This window comes from Marinobacter alkalisoli, from assembly GCF_045449855.1.
In the GTDB taxonomy this organism is placed as follows: Bacteria; Pseudomonadota; Gammaproteobacteria; order Pseudomonadales; family Oleiphilaceae; genus Marinobacter.
Genome location: NZ_JBJJLC010000059.1, coordinates 13,407 through 34,352 on the forward strand (window position 1 = coordinate 13,407; position 20,946 = coordinate 34,352).

At 59.1% G+C, this 20,946-nt stretch carries 19 protein-coding genes; 14 read left to right on the forward strand and 5 right to left on the reverse strand.

The window, feature by feature from the left end; genetic code table 11:
* Window positions 1-69: 69 nt before the first annotated feature.
* Window positions 70-672 (forward strand): TetR/AcrR family transcriptional regulator, encoded by a 603-nt coding sequence (locus ACJO5Y_RS19635; protein WP_406989536.1) that lies wholly within the window; start codon window positions 70-72, stop codon window positions 670-672.
* Window positions 673-691: 19 nt separating this feature from the next.
* Here ACJO5Y_RS19635 and ACJO5Y_RS19640 read toward each other — a convergent pair whose 3' ends face one another.
* Complete coding sequence (locus ACJO5Y_RS19640; protein ID WP_406989537.1) at window positions 692-1,363, reverse strand: haloacid dehalogenase type II; 672 nt, start codon at window positions 1,361-1,363, stop codon at window positions 692-694.
* A 100-nt stretch (window positions 1,364-1,463) separates the two neighbouring features.
* Here ACJO5Y_RS19640 and ACJO5Y_RS19645 point away from each other — a divergent pair, with 100 nt between their 5' ends.
* From ACJO5Y_RS19645 to ACJO5Y_RS19660, 4 genes are all read left to right on the forward strand, one after another.
* The gene (locus ACJO5Y_RS19645; RefSeq protein WP_406989538.1) at window positions 1,464-2,375 is read left to right on the forward strand and encodes a LysR family transcriptional regulator; all 912 of its coding nucleotides are present in this window, start codon (window positions 1,464-1,466) and stop codon (window positions 2,373-2,375) included.
* 224 nt (window positions 2,376-2,599) lie between these two features.
* On the forward strand, window positions 2,600-3,820 hold the full coding sequence (locus tag ACJO5Y_RS19650; RefSeq protein WP_406989539.1) for a Bcr/CflA family multidrug efflux MFS transporter: 1,221 nt from the start codon (window positions 2,600-2,602) through the stop codon (window positions 3,818-3,820).
* 283 nt (window positions 3,821-4,103) lie between these two features.
* On the forward strand, window positions 4,104-4,601 hold the full coding sequence (tpx, locus tag ACJO5Y_RS19655) for a thiol peroxidase (protein ID WP_406989540.1): 498 nt from the start codon (window positions 4,104-4,106) through the stop codon (window positions 4,599-4,601).
* 127 nt (window positions 4,602-4,728) lie between these two features.
* Window positions 4,729-6,009, forward strand: coding sequence for an MATE family efflux transporter (locus ACJO5Y_RS19660; protein WP_406989653.1), 1,281 nt, complete (start codon window positions 4,729-4,731; stop codon window positions 6,007-6,009).
* On the opposite strand, the gene ACJO5Y_RS19665 is transcribed toward ACJO5Y_RS19660, so the two are convergent.
* Entirely contained in the window at window positions 5,995-6,420 is a 426-nt protein-coding gene (locus ACJO5Y_RS19665) for a thioesterase family protein (protein ID WP_297792660.1), read from the reverse strand. The two genes, ACJO5Y_RS19660 and ACJO5Y_RS19665, sit on opposite strands and share 15 nt — an antisense overlap.
* A gap of 293 nt (window positions 6,421-6,713) precedes the next feature.
* Between ACJO5Y_RS19665 and ACJO5Y_RS19670 the strand changes: the two genes are divergently transcribed.
* Entirely contained in the window at window positions 6,714-8,354 is a 1,641-nt protein-coding gene (locus ACJO5Y_RS19670; protein WP_406989541.1) for an MBL fold metallo-hydrolase, read from the forward strand.
* Window positions 8,355-8,389: 35 nt separating this feature from the next.
* Here the strand turns inward: ACJO5Y_RS19670 and ACJO5Y_RS19675 are convergent, their stop codons facing one another.
* On the reverse strand, window positions 8,390-8,548 hold the full coding sequence (locus ACJO5Y_RS19675; RefSeq protein ID WP_144777495.1) for a YqaE/Pmp3 family membrane protein: 159 nt from the start codon (window positions 8,546-8,548) through the stop codon (window positions 8,390-8,392).
* A gap of 224 nt (window positions 8,549-8,772) precedes the next feature.
* On the opposite strand from ACJO5Y_RS19675, the gene ACJO5Y_RS19680 reads away from it, so the two are divergent.
* Window positions 8,773-10,209 carry a succinylglutamate desuccinylase/aspartoacylase family protein gene (locus ACJO5Y_RS19680; RefSeq protein WP_406989542.1) on the forward strand — a complete coding sequence of 479 codons (1,437 nt, stop codon included), beginning with the start codon at window positions 8,773-8,775 and terminating at the stop codon, window positions 10,207-10,209.
* A 45-nt stretch (window positions 10,210-10,254) separates the two neighbouring features.
* On the forward strand, window positions 10,255-11,166 hold the full coding sequence (locus ACJO5Y_RS19685) for a DMT family transporter (RefSeq protein ID WP_406989543.1): 912 nt from the start codon (window positions 10,255-10,257) through the stop codon (window positions 11,164-11,166).
* A 61-nt stretch (window positions 11,167-11,227) separates the two neighbouring features.
* On the opposite strand, the gene ACJO5Y_RS19690 is transcribed toward ACJO5Y_RS19685, so the two are convergent.
* Both ACJO5Y_RS19690 and ACJO5Y_RS19695 read right to left on the reverse strand, forming a co-directional pair.
* Window positions 11,228-11,848, reverse strand: a complete 621-nt coding sequence (locus tag ACJO5Y_RS19690) for a PEP-CTERM sorting domain-containing protein (protein WP_406989544.1) — start codon at window positions 11,846-11,848, stop codon at window positions 11,228-11,230.
* A 177-nt stretch (window positions 11,849-12,025) separates the two neighbouring features.
* A complete protein-coding gene (locus tag ACJO5Y_RS19695; RefSeq protein ID WP_406989545.1) occupies window positions 12,026-13,207 on the reverse strand; it encodes a MalY/PatB family protein in 1,182 nt (393 codons plus the stop codon).
* A gap of 224 nt (window positions 13,208-13,431) precedes the next feature.
* Between ACJO5Y_RS19695 and ACJO5Y_RS19700 the strand changes: the two genes are divergently transcribed.
* The 6 genes from ACJO5Y_RS19700 to ACJO5Y_RS19725 all read left to right on the forward strand — a co-directional run bounded on the left by ACJO5Y_RS19700 (window position 13,432) and on the right by ACJO5Y_RS19725 (window position 20,946).
* Complete coding sequence (locus ACJO5Y_RS19700) at window positions 13,432-14,319, forward strand: AEC family transporter (protein WP_406989546.1); 888 nt, start codon at window positions 13,432-13,434, stop codon at window positions 14,317-14,319.
* 103 nt (window positions 14,320-14,422) lie between these two features.
* A complete protein-coding gene (locus tag ACJO5Y_RS19705; RefSeq protein WP_406989547.1) occupies window positions 14,423-16,930 on the forward strand; it encodes an acyl-CoA dehydrogenase in 2,508 nt (835 codons plus the stop codon).
* Between the two features lie 305 nt (window positions 16,931-17,235).
* The gene (locus ACJO5Y_RS19710; protein ID WP_406989548.1) at window positions 17,236-18,018 is read left to right on the forward strand and encodes an ABC transporter ATP-binding protein; all 783 of its coding nucleotides are present in this window, start codon (window positions 17,236-17,238) and stop codon (window positions 18,016-18,018) included.
* Window positions 18,008-18,727, forward strand: a complete 720-nt coding sequence (locus tag ACJO5Y_RS19715) for an ABC transporter ATP-binding protein (protein WP_406989549.1) — start codon at window positions 18,008-18,010, stop codon at window positions 18,725-18,727. The genes ACJO5Y_RS19710 and ACJO5Y_RS19715 overlap by 11 nt, the downstream gene beginning before the upstream one ends.
* Before the next feature lie 63 nt (window positions 18,728-18,790).
* On the forward strand, window positions 18,791-20,011 hold the full coding sequence (locus tag ACJO5Y_RS19720; RefSeq protein WP_406989550.1) for an ABC transporter substrate-binding protein: 1,221 nt from the start codon (window positions 18,791-18,793) through the stop codon (window positions 20,009-20,011).
* A 38-nt stretch (window positions 20,012-20,049) separates the two neighbouring features.
* Window positions 20,050-20,946 (forward strand): branched-chain amino acid ABC transporter permease, encoded by an 897-nt coding sequence (locus ACJO5Y_RS19725; RefSeq protein WP_406989551.1) that lies wholly within the window; start codon window positions 20,050-20,052, stop codon window positions 20,944-20,946.

The window sequence follows — 20,946 nt, forward strand, 5'->3', positions numbered from 1 at the left end:
GCTGTCACAAGGCTGCTATCATTGAAGAAGGGCAAGTCGACAACACCGTGACCGAAAAGGAATGGTTTTATGACCCCAAAGCCAGAGGACGCAAAGACCGATTCCGACAGCCAGGCCCAACGCAACCGACTGGTTGCCATGGCCCGCGACATTGTTCGCAGCGACGGTATGGCCGCGCTCACTCTCGAGTCTCTGGCTGAAAAGAGCGAAACACCTCTGCCTACCGTCGAATCCATGTTCAGTGATAGACCTGGTCTGATCCGCGCGCTCTATGAGGCCTGGGTGGAAGAGTGGCAACGACGACTGATGGCCGCCCTCCCCGAGACACCCCCGGAAGCCATGCTGCGACAGGCCGCCCACATCTACCGTGAACTGGCCGGCTCCGACCGCGCCCTATTCCTGGCGGCCAGCACCCCCGTGGCCATTGAGGCCGACCTGTTCGGCGTATTATCCAGGTCGACCGCGTTTGAGCTGTTTGCCAACTTCCTCAAAACTGGCATGGCCGAGCGCCGATTCCGTGTCACTGCCGATCCCGATGCCACCGTCCGCACCCTGTGGGCCGTGGTGCATGGCGCCGTGCTGCTGGAAATCTGCAGCGGCGACGACGAACTGACCGGCAAGCGGACGCTGGATGAGAGCATCAGTCTGCTGACCCGGGGGCTGCAGCGCTGACGGGCCCCGGAATTCCTTTCTAGAGGTGTTTAAGGGCCGCGGGCAGCTCTGAGAGGCTGTTTATTACCGCTGACGGTTCTATGCCCCAGTCTTCAAAGACCTTGTTGGTATCTCTCTGCACCCAGACCGCTTTCAAGCCGGCGGCTCGTGCGCCAATCACGTCCCAGGCATTACTCGATACCAGACATAGCGGTTCATCCCAGGCTCCCGTTGCCCTTCTGGCATAGGTGTATACGGCCGGGTCAGGTTTGAAACTCTTGATATCATCAACGGAAACCAGGCCTTCGAACTGATCCAGCAGATTGTTATGGCCCAGTACTTTTTCCAGTGCGGGGTAGCTTCCGTTAGAGAATGCGAACAGCGGATAATTGCCTTTCAGGGCTTTCAGTGCAGGCAACGCATCATCAAACGCCGGCAGGGACAGATACGCGGTCATCAACTCATCCTCTCGCTTCCCGGCCAACGGCAGTTCATGAGTGGCCATGGCGTACCGCAGGGCCTGACGAGTGCAAACACCGAAGTCCTCATAGACCCGCATCAGACCTTTGCGGAAGGAGAACTCCAGTTGTTTCTCCCGCCAAAGAGCGCTGACAGCCTCTGCGCTTTCACCAGCGTCCTGCTTTAATAGATCCGCCATGCCCATGGGATCGACCAGCGTGCCGTATACGTCGAACGCAAGTTTGAGCGTCATGGTGCCTCCTGCCATTATTGAGCGATCACTCACCATACACTAGTTCAGGGATCCTACTTTGTGTATGCGACCAGGGTGTAAGTGGATTACACTGCGATCCATGAACGGCATCGATACATTAAACCTCGACACTCGCTCCCTGAGCACCTTTCTGACGGTGCTTGACGAGGGCAGTGTGTCCCGCGCGGCGGTTCGTCTGGGGGTCAGCCAGTCGGCCGTGAGTCACACCCTGGACCGGTTACGTCAGGCACTCGGGGATCCGTTGTTTGTGAAGTCCGGGCGCGGTATTACACCCACACAGTACGCGCTGCGGGCGGGGCCCCATATCCGGCAGATTCTGGATGATCTGCAGTCCCTGTCCAGCGGACCGCCGTTCACGCCCGCGACCGCGGAGTTCACCTTCACCATCGCCGCCAACGATTACCAGCGCGATCTGCTGTTACCCGGGCTGGTCAGTACTCTGCGGCGGGAGGCACCGGGCATTCGGCTGCAAGTGATTCCCTCCGGCATTCCCACCGCCGACATGCTCCGCAAGGATGTCTGTGACCTGATCATCTCACCCCACGCACCGGAGACAACGGACATCATGCAGCGCGGATTGATGGCCGACCGTATGGTGGTGTTCTACGACCCGGATCACCGCGAGCCGCCACAGGACATGGCGGAGTATCTCAAAGCGGACCATGTGTCCCTGTTGTTCGCCACCGGTGAAAAGCCGGCTCTGGAAACGTCACTGAACACCCGCGGGCTGACCCGGCGCAATGTGGTCACCGTGTCCAATTTCTCAGGTCTGCCGGAATTCCTGCGTGGTACCGATATGCTGGCTACCGCGCCGGAACGTATGAGTAATCACTTACTCAGGGGCTTCGCCTCGGTTCCCCTGCCCTTCGATTTCAAACCTTTCACCCTGCTGATGCTCTGGCACCGCCGCAACCAGAACGACCCCGCCCACCGCTGGCTTCGCAACCAGGTCAACGCCGTGGCGGCGACGATGAACGGTCTAAACGAATAATCAATCGATTTCGTTCATACATCGTATGAAGCGATAAGCCGTTATCCCATAGAGACACGGGCGTAAACTCCCAGAGTCAGATCAAGCGCTGGGTGGGAACCGGCCTTCTGAAACCGTGCGGAGCCATGGATGGCGGAGCCGAGCGTACAGGGATGTATTCACAGCGTGTTTCAGAAGGCCGGTTCCCACCCAGCGCGTTACCTCCGAAGATCCCGGGATAAGCAATGCTCGCACTCACCAGTGTCTGGACAACGATTTTACTCGCCGCCGCCGTAGCTCTGGGGCCGCTGGCCACCGATATGTATCTGCCGGCGCTGCCGCAGATCGGCAGTGATTTCAGCACCGGAACCGATCAGGTACAGCTCACCCTCAGCCTGTACATGATGGGATTTGCACTGGCGCAGCTGGTTTGCGGCCCGCTGGCCGACCGCTTTGGTCGCAAACCGATTATGATCGGCGGTTTTCTGCTGTTTGCCCTCGCCAGCATTGGGTGTGCCTTCGCCACCAATATCGAAACCCTGATGCTCTGCCGTTTCCTGCAAGCACTCGGCGGTTCCGCTGGCCCGGTATTGGGTCGGGCGGCCATTCGTGACATCTATACGCCACGGGAATCTGCCCGCATTATGGCTATTCTCGCGAGCATCATGGCCCTGGCTCCTGCGATTGCACCGACTATCGGCGGGTTTATGGTCTCCGGCCTGGGCTGGGCCTCCATTTTCATCGTGCTGGCCGGCTACGCACTGATCATGGCCGTGGTCGTGGCCTTCGGCATTCCCGAGCCCATGCGCCCGGAATACCGCCAGCCATTGCGGCTGTGCAGCCTGTTGCGGAACTACCGTACCATCGCGACGGACATCAGCTTCCTCGGTTACACCCTGACCAACGCCCTGATCTTCTCCGGTCTGTTCGCGTTCCTGTCTGGCTCGTCCTTCGTGCTGATCGATTTCCTGGGCGTGGAGCCCGAACATTTCGGACTCTTCTTCGCCTGCATCGTGGTGGGCTACGTCACCGGCAACCTGAGCGCCATCCGCCTCGGCAGCCGGCAGGTACCGGACCAGATTCTGGTGCGGGGCCTCACCATCGCCGTGGTTGGCGGCGCGATCATGGCCGGCCTGGCAGTAGCCGAAATATACAGCGTCTGGGCGGTCATCCTGCCCCAGGCCCTGTTCATGGTCGGCGTCGGCATGGTCCTGCCCCAGACCATGGCCGGCGCCATGGCCAACTTCCCCCACATGGCCGGCTCCGCCTCCGCGCTGTTCGGCTTCACCCAGATGGCCGTCGCCGCTGTGGCGGGCATACTCGTTGGTCACCTGCACGACGGCACTTCCCTGGTCATGGCCACCATCATCGCCGCCAGCGCCGCAGCGTCCCTGGCCAGCTACTTGCTACTGGTTCAGCGCCACCCGGCAGCAGGCTTCGAATCGCAACCAGTTTCAACGCGTTAGTCAAAATGGAAGGCCGGAATACAACTCCCAAGTTCGGAATCGGCCAGGGTGACACCTCCCAAAACTGTGCGGAGCCAGGGATGGCGGAGCCCAAGCGCCTCATGGATGAGCTTGAGCGTGTTTTGGGAGGTGTCACCCTGGCCGATCACCCCCAAAGCTTGAAGCGTATTTAGGACAGTGCCACCCTGACCGCTATGCACCAAGGTAGAGGATGAAAAATCATCCAATCTAAGCTAAACAGAGTAAGCTGTCCTAACAGAATCCAGACAACAGGAGCATCGCAATGAGCAACGTAACCCTCGATGGCAACCCCATAGAAGTCAGTGGAAAATTCCCCCAAGCCGGCGACAACGCCCCGCCCTTCACCCTGACCAGCAGCGGCCTGGAAGAAGTCAAACTCGAAAACTGGGCCGGCAAACGCAAAATCCTTAACATCATCCCCAGCATCGACACCGGCGTGTGCGCCGCATCCACCCGCAAATTCAACGAAAAAGCCGGCAGCCTGGACAACACCGTAGTCCTCGTCATCTCCGCCGACCTGCCGTTCGCGACGGGCCGCTTCTGCGGTGCGGAAGGGCTCAAGGAAGTGGAAACCCTCTCCACCTTCCGCAACTACAGCTTCCAGCAGGACTATGGCGTCGCCATCCAGAGCGGTCCCCTGGCCGGCCTGTGTTCCCGCGCGGTGGTGGTGCTCGATGAGAGCAACAAGGTATTGCACAGCGAGCTGGTCAGCGAGATCAAGAACGAACCGGATTATGACGCAGCCTTGAAGGTGCTTTGATCCTGTTCAGTGTCGGGTTACGCTTTGCTAACCCGACCTACCGTCACTTCAAAGACCTGATCCGAGCACCAGATCACCCGTGAGTACCCCGCCCGACAACACCACCCTGGCCCGCCAGCTGTTTTCCATGACCTGGCCCATGCTGTTCGGGGTACTCTCACTGATGACCTTCCATCTTGCCGACAGTGCCTTTGTGGGCCAGTTGGGTCGTGACCCGCTGGCTGCCCTTGGTTTTACCGTTCCCATGCAACAACTGGTCAGCGGCATGTACGTTGGCCTGGGCATTGCCACCACGGCCATCATTTCCCGCACCCTCGGCCAGAACGACGAGCTCAGGGCACAGCGACTGGGCGGGCTGGTGATTACCGTGGGCGCTTCCCTGGCCCTGGTGCTGTGTGCGTCGGTCTGGTTGCTACAAACCCACATCCTGACCCTGCTTGGCGCGGAGCAGGCGCTGCTGCCGGTCATCAACGAATACTGGGCGCCCTGGCTGGTCTCGGCCTGGACGGGTGCCATGCTCTACTTCGGATACAGCATCTGCCGCTCCCATGGCGACACCAAGTTGCCAGGCTACCTGATGATTGCCACCAGCCTGCTCAACATCGCGCTGGATCCACTGTACATCTTCGTGTTTGGCTGGGGCCTTCCCGGAGCGGCGTGGGCTACCATTACTGCCTTCGGCATTGGCTCGCTGATTATCTATCCGGCCCTATTGCGACGCCAATGGATCAGTTTCGAGCTACGTCAGCTTAACCTCGGCAAGACGCTGAAACAGCTCAACGGCATCATGGCGCCGGCCATGGTCAGCCAACTGATGCCGCCGGCGTCGGCCATGCTGGCCACGGCCCTGGTGGCGGGATTCGGGTCCGCTGCTGTCGCCGCCTGGGGGCTGGGAACCCGACTGGAATTCTTTTCAATCGTGGTGGTGTTGGCGCTGACCATGTCCATGCCGCCAATGATCGGGCGCATGCTGGGGGCCGGCGACATTGGCCAGATCCGCAAACTGGTGCGCCTGGCGGTACGTTTTGTGGTGGGCTGGCAACTGGCCATTGGCCTGATCTGGGTGCTTGCCTCGGGGTTGGTGGCGCAGCTGTTTACCAGCGATGCCGAAGTGCAGGAGGTGCTGGGCAACTATCTGGTGCGGGTGCCACTCAGTTACAGCGGCCTTGGCGTCTGCATGCTGATGGTGTCAGTGTGTAATGCCCTTGGGCTGTCGCTGCGGGCCTTGCTGGTTTCCACGTTACGGCTGTTCGTCTGTTTTCTGCCACTGTTGTGGATTGGCTCGCAGATCAGCGGCCTTACCGGTCTGATGAGCGGGGCGCTGGTGGGCAATCTGATGGCTGGCGCGATGGCCTACACGTTCTACCGCGCCGGCATGGCCAAACTCCAGCGATCAGGCGAAGCGTGACCGGAAGTCTTCAGGCATTGGCACAACAGCCTTGCGCTGGTAGTTGAAGAACACGAAGCCGTATTTGGCCAGTGCTACCGGTTGGCCGCTCTCGGCTTTGCTGACGCGGAACACGAAATCACCGCCATACTTGTTGAAATCCATCAGCCCGACTTCGAACCGCAGCATTTCCGGGAAAAACGATTCGGACTGGTACATGGTGGCCAGGTCGGTAACGATGATACCGACGCCGTTCTGATCAGCCTCCTGGATGCCGTATTTCACCAGGAACTGGGCCCGAGCTTCCGAGAGCATGGAGATCAGGGCGTCGTTGCCCAAGTGATTGGCGCCGTTGATGTCGGTGATTCTGACGGGCATTCTGGTTTCAAAGCAGAAGACATCATCCGGGAAAGAGAGCTTTATACGGGCCACGGTCGGGTACCTGTTTCTATACAAGTTCAGTTTGAGGGCGGAATCATACGCTCTTGGACTTTAGTGGTCATCTCAGGACGTTCTTATTGAAATCGGTTATCTTGCTAGTGATCCCTTGCGCCTCTTAACTTGGGGGTAGCGATGGTAGGAAATGGCTTTCCAAAACACGCTCAAGCACATCCATGTGGCGCTTGGGCTCCGCCATCCATGGCTCCGCACAGTTTTGGAAAGCCATTTCCTACCATCGTTCCAACCTTGTCAGCGCACCCAAATAAAACGATTACGGAAAGTCTATGGATATTCGCCCTGCTGCCACACTGGTTCTGACACGCGACACCTCTGAAGGTCTCCAGGTGCTGCTTTTGCAACGCACCTGGGACGCGGTTTTCATGCCCGGTTATTTTGTGTTTCCCGGCGGCGCGGTGGATGAACAGGAACCTCTCGGTCGCGAACACGCTCTTGGCCCGGCTGATTCGGAAATCAGTCAGACCATGAGTGTCGACGAAGGCGGCGCGGATTATATGCTCGCGGCGGTGCGCGAGTGTTTTGAGGAGGCCGGCATTCTGGTGGCAATGGATGCCGACGGGGCGACGATTGGGGGAGACCATCCGGTTCATGGTGAGCGTCAGGCGCTGTTCAGCGGCAAACGGTCTCTGGCACAGTTGTGTGCGCAGCACGGGTTGGCGATTCCGCTGGATCGGTTGGCGTATCTGGGGCACTGGATCACGCCTCCGGGACCGCCGCGGCGGTTTGATACCCGGTTTTTTGTGACTGTCGCACCAAAAGGCCAGGTGGCCAGCCATGATGGCGTGGAGACGATTGATCATGTGTGGATCAGTCCTGCCATGGCGTTAGAGGAACACCGCAACGGTGAACGATTGCTGGGGCTGCCGACGATTCGCACGCTGCGGGTGTTGAGCAGCTTTGATAACGCGGACGCAGTGATGCGCTATGCCCATGCCAATCCTCCGGAGCCTTACCCGGATCAGCCATGGCCGGCGCTGAAGAAGGGCAAGCCGGTGATGCTGGAACCCGGTTCGCCGGCCTATGACGAGGCCGCCAAGCTGGACCCGGAAGGGGAAGGTTCGACCCGGGCGGAGATTGTGCCCGGGGAACCGGTGGAGATCGCAGCCGGGGTGATCCGGTTGACGGCGCCCAACCCGGGGATGATGACCGGGCCGGGTACCAATACCTATCTGTTCGGCCATGAACGGTTTACGGTGCTGGATCCTGGGCCAGACGATGAGACCCACATTGAGCGCATCCTGGAGCTGACCGGCGGAGTGATTGATCAGGTGGTGGTGACCCATACCCACCAGGATCACTCCCCGGCCACCGCGGCGCTGAAAGCCAGGACCGGATGCCGGGTGTTCGGGTTGCCGGCGCCTGCTGGTGCATCCCAGGATCAGACCTTCGCGCCGGACGATGAGCCGGAACACGGCGATCTGATCGTTACCGACGCAGGCATTCTGAAGGCGATTCATACGCCCGGTCACGCCTCAAACCATATCTGCTACCTGCTGTTGGATCAGGAACTGCTGTTTTCCGGAGATCACATCATGCAGGGGTCCACGGTGGTGATTAATCCGCCGGATGGGGATATGAAGGCGTACCTGGAGGCTTTGTACGATCTGCTGGCTGAACCGGTCCGCTATATTGCGCCGGCGCATGGTTTCCTGATGGGGCAACCGGAGGCGGTGATTGATTACCTGATCACCCATCGGCTGGCGCGGGAGCACAAGGTGGCCAAGGCCCTGAAGCAGCTTGCTCCGGTAACTCTTAAGGATCTGACGGCGACGGCCTATGATGACGTGCCGCAGGCTATCCATGGGGTTGCAGCGCGCTCGGCGCTGGCGCACCTGCTGAAACTGAAAGCGGATGGCAAGGCCGCGGAGAAAGGTGAGCACTGGTCTGCCATCGGCAGGAGGCACTGATAAAGCCCGGCGTTGCCCGGGCTTGTCGCTTCCGCCTATTTTTTAGCGATGATGTAGACGGCGTGCACGATGCCGGGAATGTAACCGAGAAGGGTCAGCAGGATGTTGATCCAGAAGTGCTTGCCGATACCCACCTGCAAAAAGACACCTAACGGCGGTAACAAAATCGCAATCAAAATTCGCAAAAGATCCATACAGTTTACTCCCTTCAGCACGTATAAGTGTCACATGAACGCAAAATGTTGCCTGTAGATCTACTACATAGGCCATTTTGCGGAAATGCACAAAGATTTCATGAAGGTGGCATTAAACCTTTGTCACAGCCGTATTCATGATAGCAGGGGCGCTTTATCCTAGAGGCCGTTTTCGCCGCCGGATCTGGGAGCAGTCCCGACTGGCTGCCGACCTGAGAGGAATTATGCTGTTTAACTGGTTCAAAAACCTGACATTTATCGGGCTGTCACTCGGTGCTCTGATCACCGTACATCCCGCTTTGGCTGATCAGGACAGGGAGACCAAGGAAGTCCTGCTGGCAGAGCTCGCAGAGGACGAGAGCGTTGAGGATGTGGAGAATTCCGAGCCCCGCAAGAGCTCACGGACCGGGTCTGCAAGCGAGAAAACAGCACAGAAGGACGATCAGGAAGATACCCGTCAGCCGGAGTCTGCTGGGACGGAAAGCGAGAAACCCAAAAAGGTCGCACCCAATATTGATCTCAAAGAGATCGCTCCAGTCCCTGAGCCGCCCAGACAGGAAGAGGTCGGTGAGTCTGCCGGGGAATCACGGGACCCCGGCTCCATCGATGAAGAAACCGAAATCGCCGATGACTCAGGCAAAGCGCCCAACACGGCAGAAGCTGACAGTGAAGCGAATTCTGAAACAGCCGAACCGGAAGAGGCCAGCACTTTCGAGCTGCTGGGATCCAAAGTCCGTCCTGGCACCTCCACGCGCCTGGCATGGTCACCGAACATACAGATTGCCGGGCTGTCGCAGCCTACACCGGTGCTGGTGGTCAATGGCGTCAATGCCGGCCCCACTCTGTGCCTGACTGGTGCGGTTCACGGTGACGAACTCAACGGCATCGAAATCGTTCGCCGCACGGTCTACGACCTCAACCCCGAGAAACTCTCCGGCCGGGTTGTAGGCATTCCCATCGTCAACCTGCCAGGTTTCCAGCAAGGTACTCGCTACCTGCCGGACCGCCGTGACCTGAATCGCCATTTTCCGGGCAGCCCGAATGGCAGTCTGGCGGATCGCATTGCCCATTCACTGTTTGAGAGCGTGATCCGCAAATGCGACATGCTGGTGGATATCCACACCGGTTCACAAAAGCGCACAAACCTGCCTCAGTTGCGGGCGGACATGAACAATCCGGATGTGGCAGCCTTCACCCGTGGCTTTGACCGCATGGCGGTGGTCCACAGTTCAGGCTCCTCCGGCATGCTACGCACGGCGGCGGTGGAAGCTGGTATTCGTACCGTGACCATGGAGGCGGGCGAATCTCACCGCATCCAGGAACACCAGATTGATGCGGGCGTAAACAGCCTGACCAGCCTGCTGGAAAAGGAAGGCATGATCTCCCGGATGTTCGTCTGGGGAGACCCGGAACCGGTTTACTACGATTCCAACTGGGTCCGCGTACCAAACGGCGGCATCCTGTTCAGTGAAGTGGATCTTGGCGCCCGTGTTTCCGAAGGTGAGGTTCTGGGCTATGTGGCCGACCCTATCACCAACGCCCAGTACCCTATCCGGGCGGTCAGTAACGGTCGCATTATTGGCATGGCTGTGGATCAGGTGGTGATGGCCGGCTTTGCAGCCTACCACGTTGGTACGGAGGCAGAAGTTCCCGGCGAGTAGTATGCTACCGGCTTCCGATGTTTTCGAACGATAACAGGAGCCGGCGTGTCTATTCATTCCCCGAAGCCAATATGGCTGGCCTACGTTGGGCTGGTACTGACACCGTTATTCTGGGCAGGCAACGCTGTGGTTGCCAAGGGTGCGATCGAGAGCATCCCGCCCTTGTCCATGTCATTCTGGCGATGGGTGATCGCCCTGGCGGTTATCCTGCCTTTCGGGCTGCCCGGTGTTCTCCGTCACCGTCAGGTTATCCGCCAGTACCTGGGATCCATGCTGGCACTGGCCACTTTCAGCGTCGCGGCGTTCAATTCGCTGCTGTACTACGCCGCCATCACTACCAGTGCCACCAACATTGCCCTGATCAACGCCACCATTCCCATTTTCATTGCCTTGCTGGCCTGGCTGCTCCTGGGTGACCGGACCCGCCCGGTTCAGCTACTGGGCATCCTGTTGGCCGTGTTGGGAATACTGACGGTCGTCGCCCGTGGACAGTTGTCGGTGCTTACCAAACTCGAGGCCCAGCCCGGGGATCTGATCATGGTGGCTGCGGTGTTCAGCTGGGGGCTGTTCTCTGTGCTGCTCAGACGGCAGGCGGTGCCCCTGCCGGCCCTGGCATTCCTGACGACCCAGATCGCCCTTGGCACGCTGGTGATCCTGCCGTTTTATCTGGTCGAGCTGATATTCTTCAAAGGGGGGTTCGAGGTTGGTCGCGCCACGATCACGCCATTATTGTATTTTGCCTTCTTCCCCGGAATCCTGGCGTACGCATTCTGGAATCACGGCGTGCATCGGGTGGGGCCTGCAAGGGCGGCCATGTTCATGTACCTGACGCCGGTGTTCGCATCGATACTGGCGGGTGTCTTCCTGGGGGAACGGCTGGGGCTCTTTCACATCATCGGCGGGCTGTTAATACTGGCCGGGCTGTTTCTTGCGACACGTAAAGTGCCCGCAAACTAACCCGGAGTCAGGGGAATGTAATCCCCCTGACTCCAACGGAACGTCTGAGGAAGGTGGCCCCTCAGCTGGTGCTCACGCCACGACGAGCGCGCAACCCCATGCCTAGCAAGCCCAGTCCCAGCAGCGCCAGGGTACCCGGCTCGGGAACCTGTGACACCTTGGCAATCAGCTCGATTTTGGCCTTGACCTTGGCACCGTATTTCTTGCCCTCATGCAGGCCGAAGAGATAGCCTTCATTGAATACGGCATCGAACAGGGTGACCCGAAGATGGCCATCGCCCTGGGCGCCAAAGAACAGATCCAGTGGACCGTCCCAGGTGAGTACACCTTTCTGGAACAGGCCTCCGACCTTGTTAACCCCCACGGTCTCACCATCGATCGATCCGAACAGCACATCGGGCGAAGTGAAATTGAAGTCCACCGAAATCGGATAGGCAACTTCGTCGTCATCCCCGACATCGGATTCATTGGTCCAGATCTTGAACAGGCTGAAATACTGGCTTTCCCCTTCGCCAAGATTGAACGTGAAAGGGTTGTCAGCAATATCTGCGGAGTTAACCACCAGACCCGGATCATCCGAGTTGAGATTGACGTCATAGCTCGCTGTTATCTGCGCCGCACTTGCCAGTGTTGGGAAAAACAATACGACGGCCAACAACGTGACCAGTGTAATTCTTGGCATACTTGCCTCCCTGGGTTTCCCCATATTCCGTTTATGAGTACCACCCTTAACAAAAAGCATCGGCAATGCCAGTTTCTGTCTTTCGCTTTAAAACCAGACGTCTGTGTATTCCTGTAAACCCCACGATAACAGTGGTCGTAAAAAAAGCTGACAAGTCATTAGGGGACACCCGACGGCCTACCGGAAGCGCCGAATGACAGCCGCTTCGATGCGCTCCAGCGCCTGCTCCAGGAGCGGCCGGGGACATCCGATATTCATCCGCATGAAGCCGCGCCCGTTGTCGCCGAAGGTCGCGCCGGGATTCATACCGATGCCCGCGTCCTGCACAAAGAACTGTTTCAGCGCCCTGTCATCCGGTGTCAGCCCACGGCAATCCAGCCAGAGCAGGTAGGTTCCTTCCGGCACCGTCATGGTGATTTCCGGTATCCGCTGTGCCAGAAAGTCCGCCACGAAATCGCGGTTTTGCTGAAGGTAAGGCATCAGTTCATCAAGCCAGGGAGCACCATGCCGGTAGCCTGCTTCAAAGCCGGTGATGCTGAACGGATTGCATTGCCCCATGTGCAGAGAATCGAAAACTTCCTTGATTGCCTGTCGGCGGCCAGGATCGGGAATCACCAGCGCCGACAGCCCGAGTCCCGGCATGTTGAAGGTCTTGCTCGGGGCAACCGCCGTTACCAGCGCATCGCCGGCTTCCGCCAGGCGGGCAAGCATGCAATGTGTCGGTTTGTCCGGATACACCAGGTCACAGTGAATCTCGTCGGACAACACCACCAGGCCGTGTCGACGGGCAATATCCAGCACGGCCCGCAGTTCCTCATCCGTCCACACCCGGCCAACGGGGTTGTGGGGGGAGCACAGCACCAACAGCCGGGTATCGTCACGGGCGGCGCACTGTTCGAGGTGTTCAAGATTCATGATGTAACGTCCGTCGACACATTCCAACGGGTTCTCGATCACTGTGCGACCGGTCCGCTTTACCGAACTGAAGAACGGCGGGTAGACCGGTGGCTGAATGATGACCCCCTCACCGGGTTCGGAAAACGCCAGACACGCTGCGTGAAGCGATGGCACCACTCCGGGGGCCATGAGGATCCATTCCCGCTCGATAGTCCAACCGTGACGGTCCCTGTACCAGTCGATCATCGATTGGTACAGGGACTCGGGAAACAGGGTGTAGCCATATACAGGGTGTCGGGCCCGGGTTTCCAGGGCCTGGGTGACCGCCTCCGGTGCCGGGAAATCCATATCCGCCACCCAGAGCGGAATCACATCTTCTTTGCCAAACACTGCCCGGCGGGCGTCGAATTTTACCGAACAGGTCTGTTCGCGGATAACGGACTTGTCGAAATCTATGGGCACGTGGCGCTCCGATCGGTCATGGGGACGGGTTAATGGTCATCATTCTGTGGCAGGAGTGATGACCACCGCAAGCCGTCGAATATCAGAGACATGACCGGTCCGTCAGCGGGTTTAGCGCTTTGGTCGAAGATTCACAGGTTTTCCTTGCCGAACACGGCCAACACTTGCGAACCTAACGGTTTATTGTCCATCGGCTGACCCATAAACCCCGTCGGAGCCTTCGAATGATTGGCCAGATCCTGTCCACGATGTTGCCGGTTTTCCTGATTGCCGGCTGTGGCGCGCTGTATGGCCGTTATCGCACACCCGATATCCAGGGTTTGAACACCCTCAACATGGAACTGTTCGTCCCCATGCTGGTGTTCGCGGTACTGGCAGACCAGCAGGCACCGCTGCAGGAATACACCAGCCTCGCACTGGCAGCCACGGTGGTGGTACTGGGTTCCGGCATTATCCTCTACCCCTTGGCCCGGGTACTGAACCTGGACCTGAAAACCTTCCTGCCCCCGATGATGTTCAACAATTCCGGCAACATGGGTATTCCGGTACTGGTGTTCGCCTTTGGTGACGCAGCCCTGCCAGCCGCCATCGTGTTGTTTATCGTGGAGATGCTGCTGCACTTTACTGTGGGCCTCTACATGCTGGACCCGCACACCTCCATCATCAAACGGCTGCGCCTGCCCGTTGTTTTTGCCAGCATTGCCGGCCTGACCGTCAATTTCGGCGGGGTGCCCATGCCCCAGTGGCTGCTGGAAACCCTGAATATGCTCGGTGGCGTGTGTATTCCACTGATGCTGTTTACCCTCGGGGTACGCATGCTGGACGTGGACTTCAGCGACTGGAAACTGGGCATGCTGGGCGCCATTGCCTGCCCGGCCTCCGGACTGATTCTGGCCTGGCCGATGATTGCCATTCTGGATCTTCCCGGCCTGCAGGTGGCCGCCCTGTGGGTCTTCGCCGCACTTCCGCCAGCGGTCCTCAACTACATGGTGGCGGAGCAATACCAGCAGGAACCCCACAAGGTCGCGTCACTGGTACTGCTCAGCAACCTCGGCAGCCTGGTGGTGATGCCCATCGTGCTGGGGCTGGTGTTTGCCGTGGGGTATGTATGATCCAGAGGTCAGAATCCGTGCTTGCTGCTTGCAACTAACCGGTCTTTGACCGATGGTTAAGGTCAAATCTGATTGATTTCATTCGTGATACGGAGGTCTGCCCATGAGCGTCCTGCTCCTTCTGATCAGTGCACTGGTCCTGATTTATCTTGGCATTGGTGGCCAGGCGGCCGCGGCGGTGATGATCATTGCCACCGTCGTCGGTTTTTTCCAGGACGATTGGCACCTGCTCAGCATTCTGTTTGGCGGTGGTTTGCTCGCCCTCGCCCTGTTGCTGGTTTTCCCCGGTGACCTTCGCCTCGACAAACTGAGCCGCCCCCTGCTGGGCTGGGTCCGCAACCGCCTGCCGAAGCTCTCCGAGACGGAATCCGAAGCGCTCAAATCCGGTTCCGTGGACTGGGATGGCGAGCTGTTCTCCGGCCAGCCGGAATGGTCAAAGCTGCTGGACGCCAAGCCCGCTCACCTTACCAGTGAGGAACAGGCCTTCCTGGACGGCCCGGTGGAAAAACTCTGCGGCATGCTGGATGACTGGAAAATCACCCATGAAAATTACGACCTTCCGGACAAGGTCTGGAAGTTCATCCGGGAGAACGGCTTTTTTGGGCTGATAGTCCCCAAGGAACAGGGTGGCAAGGGTTTCTCCCATACCGCCCATTCCGAAATCGTGATGAAAATTTCCACCCGCAGCGTGTCCGCCGCCGTCACGGTGATGGTGCCCAATTCTCTGGGCCCGGGCGAGTTGCTGATGGAATACGGCACCGATACCCAGAAAGAGCACTACCTGCCCCGGCTCGCCGGCGGCGAGGAAATTCCCTGCTTTGCCCTGACCTCCCCGGTGGCCGGCTCCGACGCCGGCGCCATTCCCGACAAGGGCATCGTCTGCAAGGGGCAATGGAACGGCGAGGAAGTGCTGGGCCTGAAAGTCACCTGGAACAAACGCTACATCACCCTGGCGCCGGTAGCCACGCTGATTGGTCTGGCCATCAAGGTGTATGACCCGGACAAGCTGATGGGTGATCAGGATGAAATCGGTGTGACCTGCGTGCTCGTGCCGCGTGAGACCGAAGGCGTCAATGCCGGCGCCCGTCACCTGCCAATGAACACCGTGTTCATGAACGGGCCCACCTGGGGTAACGACGTTTTTATCCCCATGGAACAGGTGATCGGTGGTCAGGACATGCTCGGAAAGGGCTGGACGATGCTGCTGGAATGCCTGTCGATTGGTCGCTCGATCTCACTACCCGCCCTCGGTACCGGCGCGGGCAAAGTGGCCAGCCTCGCCACCGGCTCCTACGCGCTGACGCGGGAACAGTTCGGCCGTTCCATCAGCCAGTTTGAGGGTGTTCAGGAAGCCCTGGAACCCATCGCCGGCTACACCTATATGATGGACGCCGCTCGCCTGCTCACCTCCGGCATGCTGGATCGGGGCGTACGCCCATCGGTACCGTCGGCGGTGCTGAAATACCGCAACACCGATCTGATGCGGGAAGTGATCAACCACGCCATGGACGTGGTGGCCGGCCGCGGCGTGATTACCGGGCCCCGCAACTTCCTGGCCCGGGCCTACCAGGCGGTTCCCATCGGCATCACCGTGGAAGGCGCCAATATCCTTACCCGCAGCCTGATGATCTTCGGCCAGGGTTCAATACGCTGTCATCCTTTCATTGTGGAGGAAATTGAAGCCGCCGGCATGGAGGATGAGGACAAGGCCGCGAAGAAATTCGATGGCATTTTCTACCGCCACATTGCCCACACCACCCGTAATGCCCTGCGGGCGTTTGTTCTGGGGCTGACTCGTGGCTGGCTTGAGCCGGTGCCCCGCCAGGGCGACATCCAACCCTGCTACCGCCAGCTGGCCCGTTTCTCCGCTGCCTTCGCGCTGTTGACCGACGTCACCCTGCTGAGCGTCGGTGGCGGCCTGAAAGCCCGTCAACGACTGTCCGGACGCATGGCGGATTGCCTGGTGCACCTGTATTACGCCACCGCCGTGATCAAGCAATGGCATGAGGAAGGTTACCCGGACGACCAGCGCCCACTGGTGGAATGGTGCCTGAAAACCTGTCTGCGGGACCTCCAGGGTTCCATGCGGGAAGCCATTATCAACTTCCCGGTGCCGGCGCTGCGCTGGCCGTTGCGGTTGCTGGTGTTCCCGCTGGGCGCTACCGGCCTGAACGGCCCTGATGACAAGCTGGGTGCCACGGTCGCCAACACCATCGTGAAGGACACTCCGGTGCGTCAGCGCGTCAGCCGCGGGGCTTACATCAACACCGATCCGGATGATCCCCTGGGTCGCGTGCTGAATGCCTATCGGCTGGCCAATGAAACCGCCGAGATGCGCAACCGGCTCCACGAGGCCATTCGCAACCGGAATGAGGACGAGCTGGATGGCATCGCCCTGTTAATGGGCCACGAGCGCAAGGAACTGGTGGACTGGGCCTGTGAGCAGGGAGTTGTTAAAAAAGAAGAATGCGACAAACTGCTGGAAACACTTGAGGCACTGTACGACGTGATCCGGGTGGACGCCTTCGAGGGCGATGGCCTGAAAGCCCTGGCACGCTGTGCCAAGGGTAAACGCAAGGTGGTGGAACGTCCGCCCCGGGATGAAGACTAAGAAAGTATCGATTGCTGCGTTACCCGTATCTCTAATCCTTGATTTGCCCATGGGAGGCCATACGGCCTCCCTTTTTATTTGGCCTCTCACCACACCCCGCCGCTGATCAGCGCTGAAAACCTGTGTTCAGCCGGCTGCTTTTCTTTAGCTGGCCCTGCTTGACAGATTCCCGGAACGCCATCTATTAATGAAGGTCGGGTTCATTCGGCAGTATCGGCGACCTTTCGCGAAAAAAGCTGCAATAACAAACAATAAAAGCCGGGCAAGGACGTTCCGTCAGCCTGGATTGAAAGGGGTGTCTTTCCGTGAGCGAGCAGGCCGGCCAGGCAAAGCAATCGGACATTATTCTCGAAACCCGGAATCTGACCAAGGATTTCAAAGGGTTTACCGCCGTCAAAGATATCAACCTGAAGGTTGAGACCGGCACCATTCATGCCCTGATTGGTCCGAACGGCGCCGGCAAAACCACGTTTTTCAATTTGCTGACCAAATTCCTCAAACCCAGCGCCGGGCAGATTATTTACGACGGTCGCGATATCACCCACGACCGGCCCGCCGACATCGCCCAGCACGGGCTTATTCGTTCTTTCCAGATTTCCGCGGTATTCCCGCACCTGTCCGCCCGGGAAAATGTGCGGATCGCACTGCAGCGTAAACTCGGGGTCTCCTATCATTTCTGGCGCCCGAAAAAGATCCTCGACCAGCTCAACGAAGAAGCCCAGGCCACCCTGGAACAGGTAGGGCTGGAAAAGTTTGGCGACATCATGGCCGTTGAACTGCCCTACGGCCAGAAACGGGCGCTGGAGATAGCCACCACCATTGCCCTGAAGCCCCACCTGATGCTTCTGGACGAACCCACCCAGGGCATGAGCCCGGAGGACGTCAGCAAGGTTACCGACCTGATCAAACGGGTCGTGGAAGGTCGCACCATCGTGATGGTGGAGCACAACCTGAACGTGGTCTCGTCGCTCGCCGACACAATCACGGTCCTGAACCGTGGCGAGATACTCGCCGAGGGTGACTACCAGGCGGTATCCACCAACCCGTCCGTCATGGAAGCCTACATGGGGACCACCGATGCAGCCTGACCAGCATCCCGAACTTCTGAGAATTGAAAACCTCCACGCCTGGTATGGCGAATCCCACATACTTCACGGACTGAACCTCAGCCTGCATGAGGGAGAGGTGATCACCCTGCTGGGACGCAACGGTTCCGGGCGCACCACAACCCTCAAGGCCATCCTCGGACTGGTCAGCAAACGCACCGGCTCCATCAGGGTCCACGGTACCGAACTGATCAACATGCCGACGCACCGCATCGCCCATGTAGGCAAGCTGGGTTACTGCCCCGAGGAGCGGGGCATCTACGCCTCGCTGAATGTGGACGAGAACCTGACCCTGCCGCCGGTAGTGGCCGAAGGCGGCATGTCCGTGGACGAGATCTACCACATGTTCCCCAACCTCAAGGAACGCAGGAAAAGCCAGGGCTCCAAGCTCTCCGGCGGGGAACAGCAGATGCTGGCCATTGCGCGGATCCTGCGTACCGGCGCCAGCCTACTCCTGCTGGACGAGATTACCGAGGGCCTGGCTCCGGTGATCCTGAACTCCCTGGACGAGGTCATCCGCAAGCTCCGGGAGCGGGGCTTCACCATCATTCTGGTAGAGCAGAATTTCCGGTTTGCGGCGCCGCTCGCCGACCGACATTACGTCATTGAACACGGCAAGGTCGTGGAACAGATAGACGCCGCCGACCTGGAAGCCAAAAAAGAGCAGTTGAACAGACACCTGAGTGTCTGATGCACCGGGCCTGAAGGATGCACACCAGGGCCCCTGAAAGCTGATAACAAGAGGTATACCGCTATGTTCAAGCACTGGACGAATGGACTGGCTGGCGCAATCGCAGCGGCCAGCCTGGTAATGCCACTGGCTGCAAACGCCAGTTTGTCGAATGACATGGTCAAGATCGGGGTACTCAGTGATATGTCCGGGGTTTACAAGGCCCTGGAAGGTCCCGGGGCCGTTGTTGCCGCCGAGATGGCCATTGAAGACTTTGGTGGAGAGGTACTGGGCAAGCCCATCGAAATCGTCTCCGCCGATCACCAGAACAAGCCGGACATTGGGGCCAGCACCGCCCGGGAATGGATCGATTCCGAGAATGTGGACATGATTACCGCCCTGGATAACTCCTCAGTGGCGCTATCGGTGCAGGGCCTGGCCTCTGACCGCAAGGTGATCACCCTCAACACCGGCGCCGGCACCACCGCGCTGACGGAGGAGCAGTGCACGCCTTACGGTATCCACTATGTCTATGACACCCACGCGCTGCCGGTGGGCACCGCCACTGCCATGGTGAAGAACGGCGGCGAGAAGTGGTTCTTCATCACCGCGGACTACGCCTTCGGGCACTCGCTGCGGGACAACACGTCCGCCGTGGTCGAAAGCCTTGGCGGTGAAGTCGTCGGCGATGTCGAAGCACCTTTGTCCACCAACGACTTTTCCTCCTACCTGATCCAGGCGCAGTCGTCCGGCGCGGACGTTATCGGTCTGGCCAACGCCGGTCAGGACACAGTCAACGCCATCAAACAGGCCAATCAGTTCCGTATCGTGCAGGGCGGCCAGAAACTGGCGGGCATGCTGGTATTCATTTCCGATGTGCACAGCATGGGCCAGGACATTGCCCAGGGCCTGCAATTCACCACCGCGTTTGTATGGAACCAGAACGACGAGGCCGAGGAGTGGTCACGCCGCTTCTATGACCGTCACGGCGCCATGCCCACCATGGTGCACGCCGGGGTGTATTCCGCCGTCAGCAATTACCTGAAAGCCGTCGATGAAACCGGGACCGATGACAGCGACGCCGTGCGCAAGGCCCTGGGTGACATGACCCTGAACGACATGTTCGTCAAGGGTGGCAAGATTGCCCCCAACGGCTCGATGCTGCACGACATGTACCTGGTCGAAGTCAAGAAGCCTGAAGAAGCCACCGAGGAATGGGACCTACTGAAAGTGGTATCGAAGATACCCGCGGACCAGGCCTTCATCTCGATGGAAGAGACCAAGTGCAAGCTGGTTAACAACTAACCGCAACGAATTACCACGGCTTCAGGGGGATTGCCAACGTGTCGATACAGGTCATTCTGTCCCAGGCACTGCTGGGGCTTAATGTGGGTGTGTTCTACGCCATGTTGAGTCTCGGGCTTGCGGTGATATTCGGGTTGCTGAATATCATCAACTTTGCCCACGGTGCCATGTACATGCTGGGTGCCTTTATTGCATTGATCGGCTACTCCTTCCTGGAGCAGTGGTTCGGAATCAGCCTGCAGGTCGGCTTCTGGGCATCGCTGATTGTGGCGCCGGTCCTGGTCGGCCTGCTGGGGGTCATCATTGAGCGCACCATGCTCAAGCGCCTCTATGACCTGGACCATATCTACGGCCTGCTGCTGACCTTCGGGATCACACTGATCCTGCAGGGACTGTTCGCCAACTATTTCAACGTCTCGGGCACGCCCTATCCCGGGCAGCCGGAAGCCCTCAGCGGAGTGGTGAACCTCGGCTTCATGTATTTCCCCACCTACCGCCTGTTTGCCATCGTCTTCTCCCTGGTGGTGTGCTTTGCCACCTGGTTCTTTATTGAGCACACCAAACTGGGATCCCGCCTGCGGGCCGGTGTGGAAAACCCGGACCTGACCCAGGCCTTCGGCCTCAACGTGCCGCTGATGGTGACCCTGACCTTCGCTTTCGGCGCGGGCCTCGCCGGCCTTGCCGGCGTTCTGGCGGCACCGATCTACTCCGTCAGTCCGCTGATGGGCGCGGACCTGATCATCGTCGTGTTTGCGGTGGTGGTCATCGGCGGCATGGGCTCCATCATGGGCGCCATCCTCTCCGGCCTGGCCCTTGGCCTGGTGGAAGGTATGACCAAGGTGTTCTACCCACCCGCCGCCAACACCGTGATTTTCTTCCTGATGGTGCTGGTGCTGCTGTTCCGCCCCGCCGGACTGTTCGGTAAGGAGAAGTGA

Bases quoted from the DNA above. Each gene is read 5' to 3' on its own strand.
- ACJO5Y_RS19680 (WP_406989542.1), top strand. From the start codon at position 8,773: ATGCTGTTTAACTGGTTCAAAAACCTGACATTTATCGGGCTGTCACTC.
- ACJO5Y_RS19635 (WP_406989536.1), top strand. From the start codon at position 70: ATGACCCCAAAGCCAGAGGACGCAAAGACCGATTCCGACAGCCAGGCC.
- tpx (WP_406989540.1), top strand. From the start codon at position 4,104: ATGAGCAACGTAACCCTCGATGGCAACCCCATAGAAGTCAGTGGAAAA.
- ACJO5Y_RS19690 (WP_406989544.1), bottom strand. From the start codon at position 11,848: ATGCCAAGAATTACACTGGTCACGTTGTTGGCCGTCGTATTGTTTTTC.
- ACJO5Y_RS19650 (WP_406989539.1), top strand. From the start codon at position 2,600: ATGCTCGCACTCACCAGTGTCTGGACAACGATTTTACTCGCCGCCGCC.
- ACJO5Y_RS19645 (WP_406989538.1), top strand. From the start codon at position 1,464: ATGAACGGCATCGATACATTAAACCTCGACACTCGCTCCCTGAGCACC.
- ACJO5Y_RS19715 (WP_406989549.1), top strand. From the start codon at position 18,008: ATGCAGCCTGACCAGCATCCCGAACTTCTGAGAATTGAAAACCTCCAC.
- ACJO5Y_RS19720 (WP_406989550.1), top strand. From the start codon at position 18,791: ATGTTCAAGCACTGGACGAATGGACTGGCTGGCGCAATCGCAGCGGCC.
- ACJO5Y_RS19675 (WP_144777495.1), bottom strand. From the start codon at position 8,548: ATGGATCTTTTGCGAATTTTGATTGCGATTTTGTTACCGCCGTTAGGT.
- ACJO5Y_RS19700 (WP_406989546.1), top strand. From the start codon at position 13,432: ATGATTGGCCAGATCCTGTCCACGATGTTGCCGGTTTTCCTGATTGCC.
- ACJO5Y_RS19705 (WP_406989547.1), top strand. From the start codon at position 14,423: ATGAGCGTCCTGCTCCTTCTGATCAGTGCACTGGTCCTGATTTATCTT.
- ACJO5Y_RS19660 (WP_406989653.1), top strand. From the start codon at position 4,729: ATGACCTGGCCCATGCTGTTCGGGGTACTCTCACTGATGACCTTCCAT.
- ACJO5Y_RS19640 (WP_406989537.1), bottom strand. From the start codon at position 1,363: ATGACGCTCAAACTTGCGTTCGACGTATACGGCACGCTGGTCGATCCC.
- ACJO5Y_RS19670 (WP_406989541.1), top strand. From the start codon at position 6,714: ATGGATATTCGCCCTGCTGCCACACTGGTTCTGACACGCGACACCTCT.